At 42.2% G+C, this 9,815-nt stretch carries 10 protein-coding genes; 3 read left to right on the forward strand and 7 right to left on the reverse strand.

Going from position 1 to position 9,815, the window contains the following annotated elements; all coding sequences use genetic code 11:
• Positions 1–39: 39 nt before the first annotated feature.
• Both JNK13_09870 and JNK13_09875 read right to left on the reverse strand, forming a co-directional pair.
• The gene (locus tag JNK13_09870) at positions 40–1,473 is read right to left on the reverse strand and encodes an amino acid permease (protein MBL7663045.1); all 1,434 of its coding nucleotides are present in this window, start codon (positions 1,471–1,473) and stop codon (positions 40–42) included.
• A gap of 16 nt (positions 1,474–1,489) precedes the next feature.
• On the reverse strand, positions 1,490–2,365 hold the full coding sequence (locus JNK13_09875) for a DNA adenine methylase (protein ID MBL7663046.1): 876 nt from the start codon (positions 2,363–2,365) through the stop codon (positions 1,490–1,492).
• Positions 2,366–2,539: 174 nt separating this feature from the next.
• Here JNK13_09875 and JNK13_09880 point away from each other — a divergent pair, with 174 nt between their 5' ends.
• The 3 genes from JNK13_09880 (at position 2,540) to JNK13_09890 (ending at position 4,756) form a co-directional block, all read left to right on the forward strand.
• On the forward strand, positions 2,540–2,824 hold the full coding sequence (locus JNK13_09880; GenBank protein ID MBL7663047.1) for a hypothetical protein: 285 nt from the start codon (positions 2,540–2,542) through the stop codon (positions 2,822–2,824).
• Positions 2,825–2,948: 124 nt separating this feature from the next.
• Positions 2,949–4,193 carry a diaminopimelate decarboxylase gene (gene lysA, locus JNK13_09885; GenBank protein MBL7663048.1) on the forward strand — a complete coding sequence of 415 codons (1,245 nt, stop codon included), beginning with the start codon at positions 2,949–2,951 and terminating at the stop codon, positions 4,191–4,193.
• A 197-nt stretch (positions 4,194–4,390) separates the two neighbouring features.
• A complete protein-coding gene (locus tag JNK13_09890; GenBank protein MBL7663049.1) occupies positions 4,391–4,756 on the forward strand; it encodes a hypothetical protein in 366 nt (121 codons plus the stop codon).
• Here JNK13_09890 and JNK13_09895 read toward each other — a convergent pair.
• The 5 genes from JNK13_09895 to JNK13_09915 form a co-directional block, all read right to left on the reverse strand.
• Complete coding sequence (locus tag JNK13_09895; protein MBL7663050.1) at positions 4,730–5,698, reverse strand: sterol desaturase family protein; 969 nt, start codon at positions 5,696–5,698, stop codon at positions 4,730–4,732. The genes JNK13_09890 and JNK13_09895 overlap by 27 nt on opposite strands.
• Positions 5,676–6,482 (reverse strand): creatininase family protein, encoded by an 807-nt coding sequence (locus tag JNK13_09900; protein ID MBL7663051.1) that lies wholly within the window; start codon positions 6,480–6,482, stop codon positions 5,676–5,678. The genes JNK13_09895 and JNK13_09900 overlap by 23 nt, the downstream gene beginning before the upstream one ends.
• Before the next feature lie 907 nt (positions 6,483–7,389).
• Complete coding sequence (locus JNK13_09905; protein MBL7663052.1) at positions 7,390–8,541, reverse strand: ATP-binding protein; 1,152 nt, start codon at positions 8,539–8,541, stop codon at positions 7,390–7,392.
• 277 nt (positions 8,542–8,818) lie between these two features.
• On the reverse strand, positions 8,819–9,208 hold the full coding sequence (locus tag JNK13_09910; GenBank protein MBL7663053.1) for a hypothetical protein: 390 nt from the start codon (positions 9,206–9,208) through the stop codon (positions 8,819–8,821).
• Positions 9,209–9,234: 26 nt separating this feature from the next.
• Positions 9,235–9,815: RHS repeat-associated core domain-containing protein (locus JNK13_09915; GenBank protein ID MBL7663054.1), on the reverse strand; the 581-nt coding region annotated here is incomplete at its 5' end.

Raw genomic sequence — 9,815 nt, forward strand, 5'->3', positions numbered from 1 at the left:
GATCACGACGATTAATTTACAACGATTCATTCACAATGATTAATTTTGATACTTGCTATGTTTTTTGCCGTATCCAAAATAAATGGCAAAACCAATCGCCATCCAAATAATTAATCGAAGCCAGGTATCATGAGGTAGCGCCAACATCTGTGCGGCTGCAACAAGCACGCCAAGAATTGGTACTAGCGGCACTGCAGGACAACGAAAAGGACGGTGTGCTCCCGGATCAGTTTTTCTGAGAATAATAATTCCCGCACAAACTAAAACAAAGGCCAAGAGTGTGCCGATTGATACAAGCTCGCCTAGAATGCCAATCGGGAAGAACCCAGCCACTACGGCAGCGAGCACTCCGGTCAAGGTTGTACCTACATAAGGAGTGCCAAACTTAGGATGAATCTTGCAGAATACTTGAGGCAATAGACCATCATTTGCCATCGAGTAAAAGATCCGCGGCTGTGCTAATAATAAGACCAATACAACCGAACTTAATCCAGCGATTGCTCCAATCTTGATGGGGAAACGTAGCCAATAAAGCCCGTCACCGGCAGCGTTAATCGCTACGGCAATTGGAGCTGGATCATTTAATTTGGGATAGGCAACAATACCTGTCATCACAAACGCAACAAGCAAATAAATGATTGTACAAATCACTAGCGATCCGATAATTCCGATCGGCATCGATTTCTGAGGATCTTTTGCTTCTTGAGCAAGTGTCGAAACAGAATCAAAGCCAATATAAGCAAAGAAAATCACCGCAGCGCCGCGAAAAATTCCACTCCAACCGTATTCACCGAATTTACCGGTATTCTCCGGAATGTATGGCGTAAGGTTATCCATGTTTACATAGGAAAACCCAAAAATAATAAACGCCAAAATTACTGCTACCTTAATGAAAACAACAATATTATTGAAAGTTGCAGATTCTCTAATGCCGCGAATTAATAGCCAAGTACAAGCAGCAACAATTAAAACTGCAGGCAGATTAATCAAGGATCCAGTTGAGCTCCAGCCTGTCTTGGGATCATAACTAAATGGAGATTTAGCTAAAGCCGCAGGAAAAGTAATGCCCAGATCGGCAAGGAAACTGACAACATAACCCGACCAACCAACAGCAACAGTTGCTCCGCCAAATAAGTATTCAAGGATCAAATCCCAGCCAATAATCCAGGCAATCAATTCACCAAGCGTTGCATAAGCATAGGTGTAAGCACTTCCTGCTACTGGAATCATTGCTGCAAACTCGGCATAGCAAAGTGCGGCAAATGCACAGCCCACGCCTGAAAGGATAAAAGATATTGCAATTGCCGGTCCCGCATATGAAGCTGCTGCCTGACCTGTTAAAACGAAAATCCCAGCACCGATAATTCCGCCAATACCAAGTAGCACGATATTCAAGGTTGTGAGCGTACGTTTCAATCCCTTTTCGCCAGAATCTGCCTGTGCAAGAATTACTTCAATTGGCTTTTTTCTCATGCGGGCTCCTTATTTGTTAATAATTAGTAGCAATAACTTCAAACACTTTTGTACGACTTTGCCCCCGAGCGCTAATCATTCGCGGAGCTGAAATCTGCACAACATTTAACGACTGATAAAGCTCGCGTGTAAGCGGAGTATCAGCATTGGAAAGCATAATATAAGCGCCCTTACGGTCTACGGCTAAGGCAAAATCACGCAGTGCTGCTTGATCTTCTAAAGTGAAGCCGGTTTTCGCAAAGCTTGTAAAACTAGCTGTCTTCGAAATAGGCACGTAGGGTGGGTCTGCGTATATAAAATCACCAGGCTCGATCACTTCCAAGATCTTAGAGTATGGCCGAACAGCAAGATCCACTCCTTGGAGAGCTTGAGAACAAGCAGTTAAATTTTCGGCGTCTAGTATTTTGGGGTTTTGATAGGCGCCGAAGGGCACATTAAATTGGCCGCGCTGATTAACGCGGAACAGTCCATTAAAACAGGTTTTGTTCAGATAAATTATTCTGGCAGCGCGTTCAGCGCTAGACCAAGTCCAGAACCCTGGGTCTCGGTCAAGATTACGTACACGGTAATATTCGCGTTCAGAGTATTTAAATTTGGAAAGCTCTTGAATGAGTTGCGGTAGCTGATCGCGGATGACCTGATAGACATTAATCAACTCGGGGTTGATGTCAGACAAAGATGCCCCTCTAGGTTGCAGCGCGAAAAAGACTGCTCCGCCACCCAAGAACGGTTCGTAATAACTTTTAAAATTCTTAGGGATACGTGAAAGGATGTCTGGCAGAATTTGGCTCTTTCCCCCTGCCCATTTTAAAAATGGGCGTGCAAGCGAAGGCTGAGGTCTAGGAATAGCGCTTTGATGCTCGACTGTTTCTACTGCTGAGATATCTGACATTGGGCCCCAGATTACCCATCATTTCTCCATAAATCAATGCGACCCTTAAATAGCTAACTAGCCCAAATAATTAGATAAAATAGATTTCCTGAATCAATTTATCAGTTATTCGGGATAAGTGTTTAGAAGGTTTTACTACAAATGATTTTACAGGCCCTGATATCTATCGTTCTTATGACACTCCCTGTCATGCAGAGTGATGCTGCGAAAGATATTCCAGTTTCAAAGTTATATGTTCGTTTGGTTAGCGTTGACCAAAGTGGAGTTGCCGTGATTGAAGATGGATTTACACGCAGTCAGGATGTTTTTGCCGTAGGCGACTGGGTTTGGAATCAGGCTCAACTTGTTAAAGTCAATGCTGATAACGTTTATCTTGCATACAATGGCAAGATTGAAAAATTACCGATCAAAGGCAGTGGACGCATTTTTCGCCCAGGCGAAAGTATTCCTCCACTTTAATACAAATTTCTTTTCCCTGTTAGTTCCGCTATTTGCTTGGCCTAAAGCCAAGTGAGTAGCGGTTTTTTTCTTGAATTTGAATTACAAAAATTGATATTTCCTAAAGGCAGTGTATATTGCAGGCATGGCACTATCTAATACTCAAGTCCGCAAATTAGTAGATCAATTCCATACTCCACTTTACGTATTTGAAGAATCAATTATTCGCAGACAGTGCCAACGTATTAAGCAGGCGCTCACGTACCCAAACACCAAGGTGCGCTACGCTTGCAAAGCACTGACATTGGGAGCCGCACTAAAGATCATCCGCAGCGAAGGGCTCTTGATCGATGCAGTATCTTTAAATGAAGTCTACCGAGCGATTAATGCTGGCTACACCTCAAGCGAAATTCTCTACACTGGTGAGTCTGCCTCAGAAGTCGCTTATAATATACTGCTTGATAAACAGGTTTTAATTAATTGCAGCTCGCTTGATCAAATGCGATTGATCGGAAAAATCACTCCGGGCAGCCCTTGCTCAATCAGGCTCAATCCTGGAGAAGGGCATGGTAAGAACAATAAGGTTAATACAGGTGGGCCAGCAAGTAAGCACGGAATTTACATTGACCAAATCGAGGAAGTAAAAAAACTCGTAACGCAGTTTGATCTTAAGCTTGTAGGCCTACATTGCCATATTGGTTCAGAAACAGATCTCAATCACTGGCTGAGGATTAACGATTTAACTTTAAGTGTGGCGCGACAATTCCCTAACCTCGAGTTTATCGACTTAGGTGGCGGGATTCCGGTTGTCTACAATCCAGACACTGACACACCGATGCCGCTTGAAGAATGGGGGCAAAAAATCTCTGAGCGTTTTGCCGCCTTTTGCCAAGAGTATGGCAAAAATGTCCAGCTACAAATTGAACCAGGTAGATTTATTGTTGCAGAATGCGGCTCACTCCTTGCTGAAGTGCAAGTTGTAAAGTCAACGCCAGAATACAACTATGTAATCGTCAACACTGGATTAAACCATAATATCCGCCCAGCAATGTATGGGAGCTTTCATGCGATTCGCTTTGTAACTCACGATGAAAGAACTGCAGCGGAGCCAAAAAAGCCTTACGTTGTAGCAGGCTATCTTTGTGAATCGGGAGACGTTTTTACTGTGGCCCGTGACGGCACACTCTTGCCGCGGGAATTCCCAGAGCTGCAAGTCGGTGATCTCATGGTCATGGAAAACGTCGGTGCTTACTGTCATTCAATGAAGAGTGAGTATAATTCGATGAATATGCCTGCGGCTGTGCTTGTGAACGTCGACGGATCTTTTAGAGTGGTTGAGCGTCGCGGTAACCTTGACGACATGATGCGACGGGAAATCGAAGCATTTTGATCTTTGCCCATAATAGGTTATTTGTTTCAAGGTCTGGCCGTTGGATTAGGCTTGAACTTGCCCTGTCCTGATGCTGTCATTGCGAGACTGCGTCAGCGGTCGTGGCAATCTCACGATTACGCGTGAAAAAGGCGTAAGGCAAAAAAGTTTAAGCCTAAGTTCAAGGATCAAGACGAACATCTAAGGAGTTTTTAAAAATGATCAATTTAACACGCGCATACGGATATCTGCTGATTGTGCTTGCAGTTTTTGGCTATATTCTTTCGGGAATGGCAAGTTTTACTGCCTTAATTCCGGCAATCTTTGGAGGTCTTGCTTTATATTGTGCGCATCTTGCTGAAAACGAACAATACCGCATGCATGCCATGCATGGCGCCTGTGGGGTAGGAATTCTTGGGCTGATTGGAAATTTTAAAGCGTTACTGCAAATCCCAACGCTAATTTCCAACATTGAAGATATTGCCCGTCCCTTGGCAACTGTATCCCGTGCAGCGATGGGATTGCTTTCACTGATTTTTGTCTGTGCCTGCGTGAAGTCATTTATTGATGCGCGAAGAAAATAGGCGCTTAAAGCTTTTCACGAACGGCAATTCATAAAGTCGCCAGACGCTAGAATACTCTTTTTCCTCTCCACCAATTCCGAGTGGAAAGTTCTCTTTTGTCTGCGGGACATATAAAGTTCCGAAAAACCAGTCCCAGAGTGAAAAAATAAAACCGAAGTTTTTATCCCAGTGGCGCGAGAGCGAGCTATGATGAATTTGATGTTGCGCAGGGCTAATCAGAACTCGACTCAAAATCGATCCATAGGACAGCCAAATATGAGAGTGCCGCAAATTATAGCCAAATACGTAATAAGCTACTAAAAACACATTTACTCCCGAAACCAGATAGAGCGACAAGGGCCCCACTCCAATCTGCTCGAGAAATCCAGCGGTCACTCCAACGCTGAGGGCGCTCAATGTCATATTCAAGATGTCATCTACAGGATGCATGCGAAATACAGTAATTGGCGTAAGCACTTCAGCTGAGTGATGAATCTTATGAAATTCCCAGAGCGTAGGAATTTTATGGCTAAGATAGTGTGCCAAGTATAAAGCGAGATCCATCGCCACAAGTAATGCCGCGCTGACAATCCAAGGTGAGATTTCTAACAGCCCTGCCGGAGCGCCTAAGCTCTCAAAGATTTCCTGACTGCGCTCTGCAACCCAATTGGTCGAGAGCATGAGTGGTCCGAGAAACAAAAAGAAAATTACGCTGTTAATAATAAAGTAAAAATAATCAACGATAGCCGAGCGATGCAGTAGTATTTCTTTAGGAAAGAGATATTTTAAGACTGACGGCGCATTACGTTTTTTTTCTTGGACGATATAAACTGCAAGGGCAATAGTAAACGCTGTGAGCAGGTAGAACCAAAAAATTCGACTGGCTGGATTGAATAACCCGCTAAGCGGGCCAAGTTCATCGAATAAATCAACGCCAATATTAGTTTCGATTCCGAATTGCATTTACTGTTTCCTGAGCGCGAAAATCTATTATTTCTTGGCCCAGGGCAATAAATTTTTCAATGGGCAACAAATTCACCCCTTCGATTTGGAAATTATTTGCCTTGATGCGTTGTTCGCTGCGGACTGCGCTTGGCTCGATCACTAAGAGTTGCAAGCTAAAGGGCAAACTATCGTGAAAATTTTCCTTAACGCGTTTAATGCCTTTACGGTCTAAGAGGCCTTCGATTGCTTGGTAGTTATAGTACTCGGGGATATAGATCACGCGCGACTGTTGTGGGTTTGCTGCTTGTTGCTTCCAAATTTTCTCAACTTCATTGAGTGGCTTTTGATTGTCGTAGCTATCGCCGATCAGTATGATTTTTTTAAATCCGTGTTGCGTTAAGCTGCGACAAATTTCTAGAATTGTTGCGGTAAAGATGCTGGGTTTAAGGCTAATTGTGCCAGCAAATTTCATATGACCTTGTGGCGGCGAGATTTCGCCTTCGGGAACATATTTTACGACAGGTGCGATTAAGGTCTGTGCTAGATTTTTGGCGATTAATTCTGAAAGGTGCGTGACGATCAGGTTATGTTTTCCTAGTTCCACGAATGGGCCATTTTGTTCGATTCCGCCTGTGGGAATAATAATTTGCGTGTAGCCGTTGTCGATTGCCGTTTGAACTTCGGGGCTTGTTAGTTTTTCAAGCCACAAACTTGAAGGTTGGGCTCTTGAAGGTTCTGCTGAGGAGTGAGTAACAAAATTCAATGCGTAAACGAGTATAGAAATCAGTAAAAAGCGCTTCATTTACCCTATCTAAAGTAGATCTAAAGAAATAATCAAACTTATTTTAATCAGTTAGACTGAGTGCCAAAACAGTTGTTGCTTATGCTGTATTCTAGGCAGTAAATTTAACCGTCTAGTAAACTGATTTTACTGGACAAAATGCAGACCCGTTGAGGAAAGTTTTGTTCGCCGAAGGAACTTTTAGCAACTGGGGTTGGGGTTACGTTTAGGGTAGATCTTTTTCCTATCGGAATTAGCCATTATGAGCAAACAACTTTTACAGGCTTTCCATCTTTAGGCACGTATTGCGTCTAGCTGAAAATATTTTAGTGCCACGCTTGTATTAATGGAATCTATCGATTCACTTGGGAAAGTAACCCAATACCAGGTTTAAAGCTGGAAGTATTCTTTCTTCATAATTCAATTTACTTTATGGATATAGTTTATGCTCTTTAACTATGCCGGCCTCATCTAGTTTGTCCATCAAGGAACCAGGGAACACTACCGGATCGATATATGGCACTCCAGGGATTCCGATTCCATTTATACATGATCTAATTGGTTCAGTGCTATTATTCGTAATAGGGGTCCACTCGGGCTGGTAATTCTTCAAGCATCTAGTCAAGTCTTCTTCATATTTTTCTGGAATATTCAGTACGCTAGAAACACCTGGATTACGCAGAGAATCTTGAATTGGCCGTGGGTATCGGGTTACTTTTTTAACTTTTTTACTTATCCATTGCAGAGTAAAATACACTTCAACTACATTATCGTCCAGATTTGGGTGTTTGTTGCGTGCAACTGAAAATATTTAAGTGCCAGGCTTGTTCTTGGGATCTATCGATTTACTGACTTGAGAAAGTAACCAGATACTAGTAGCGAACTCGGCATCGGCATCGGGCCGGAGAAAAAAATACCAGGAATGAATTCACAGTGCATACTGCTCGATAAATGCCTTTGGTGATGCTTCAAAATTCAGATAGTTTTCAGGAGTAATGATTAGCCCTTTTGTATTCGGAAATTTCTTGCGAAATGCTTCAAGGCCTTTTGAATTCTTATAGCGACCACTCTTAACCTCAATCGCATATAAATTCCTACCAATCTTTAAAACAAAGTCGACTTCCTTATCCTCTTCACGCCAGTAGTATAGCGCCTCATCAAGACGCACTAATTGCGTCCCGACCATGAGCTCAAGAGCTCTTCCAGTTTCCTCAGTAGAATACTTGTCGAGAATAGACAGATACGGCAAACAAGGTGCCATTGGTAAAATCTTTGGCGATGATGATTTTATCTTAAAAGATTTATTTGAGTACTTATCTAACGTTTTAATCAGGAATGCGCCCTCATACAGCGAAAGATAGTATTTGATTAATTCAACATTTCCTCGATCTTGAAGCTGCCCGAGGAGTTTCGTATATGAAATCTCCTGGGCTGGATATGAAATTAGTATTTCAAATGCCTGCCGAAAAAGCGCTGGATTCTTAACTGTATGATACTGAAGAATGTCTTTTTCGATCACCGTAGCGATAATCGAATTTCTCACATAACTAACCCAATCACTTGAATTAATAAACTGATACGACCCCGGATAGCCACCAAATTTTAAATACTCTTCAAAAGTAAGCTTGTACCCTTCGTTCGATTCCTTGTAATTCCAATGATAAACATTCGTAAGCTGGAAACGACCGGTCAAACTTTCACTAAGTCCTTTTTGAATTTGCAGCGAACTAGAGCCTAATAATACGCACTGAACTGGCTTCTTTGCTCGCTTTGAAGCGTCGTAGAGGGATTTAATTGTTTCAGACCAATTATAAGACTTTTGTATTTCATCAATAAAAAGAATCTTCCTCTCTTCTTGGGCTTTCTGCCAATTAAACTGCAACCACTCCCGATCTGCATGAAATACCTGATCAGCGCTTACATACAGCGCCTGCTTCGGATAATAGTCTTCAATTAATTTAAGTATGGACGTTGTTTTCCCGACTTGCCTAGGCCCTAATAATACCTGAACCAGCCCCTTTCTCGAATCAATTCGAGCCTTTAAGGCACTAATACAATTGAGATAAATTAGCCGTTCCATTTTTCATAGCTTAGCCTACCAAAAACAATAGGTCAACCTATTATTTTTGATAGGCTAATTTTTTAATGGCCGTGGGTACGGGGTTACTTTTTCAGCTGAACTCAACGACGCAACAATACACTTCCAGCTAAATTATCGTCCAGATTTAGGTGTTTGTTTCGTGCAACTGAAAATATTTTAATACCACGTTTATTAATGGAATCTATCAATTTACTTGAGAAAATAACCCAATACCAGAATTAAACCTTGACGGCCTAGTAAATGATACAGTTTGTTGTTAGTCTTCTAGCCCAATCGACAGATACGATGTGACAAATGTTATAGGTGGACAGTCATCCATTAAAATTAAGGTGAGAGTAATTAATTTTTGCTTTGCATCACACTCAAATGGAATCGGAATAACATTGTCATATTTTACTTGTGGAGCTTGAACCCCACCATTCCAAATTCCACATGGTAATGCAGGTATATTATCCGGGATTTGGTCAGATTCAATAGTGATCAATATTTGTCGTTCTTCAGATAAATCGTCTGTCTCTAGCGATTTAGGCAACGCAGAGCTGTTCGGGTAAACAACCGCTGGATTTAAATGAATACAAACTTTATCGCCATCAATTTGTTCTAATTTAAGAATGACAGAGTCGTGCAATTCTAATATTTTAGTCATATCAATTAATTCCTATTACTATGCAATTATGTCTCATTAGTTTTTTCATTTCGCGGAATAACAAAAAATGGCACAGGTGGAAGAAAGGTAGGTAAACGCATCCACCAAGGTAGTAAAATTTCGCCATTAGGTTTCGGGTTATGTGCACTAGGGGACCTGCCAGCTAGCGGAGCAGGATCAGGAACCTTGCAACCTGGCTCTAAATGCTTGCTGCCGAAATTATTTCTATCATGCCAATGATCTTTAGCTTTCCATCCCAGATCATTTGGTCTTCCTTGGTGAAAATCCAACGGACGGCCTGATGAGTCTACATACCTTTCCCCATAAGGATCCCGATGACTTAAATCTCTTTTCCACTCGGGACCTAGTCCAGATGGATTCTTTGGCAGCTTGAAATCCAACCCACTCGGGTCCACATACTTCACTGGGTTCCCGGCGACATAGGCAAACATATTATCCCCACCGGCATACTCAATCGGGTCGCGGCTCATCCAGCGGTATAAATCAGGCGCATACCACCGTGCCCCGGCTAAATACATCCCATAGACTTGCTCATCGTAGTAGTAACCATACTTACCACTTTTCTTAATTTTAATAATTAATCGCT

The organism is bacterium, assembly GCA_016786595.1.
Lineage (GTDB): Bacteria > Bdellovibrionota_C > UBA2361 > SZUA-149 > JAEUWB01 > JAEUWB01.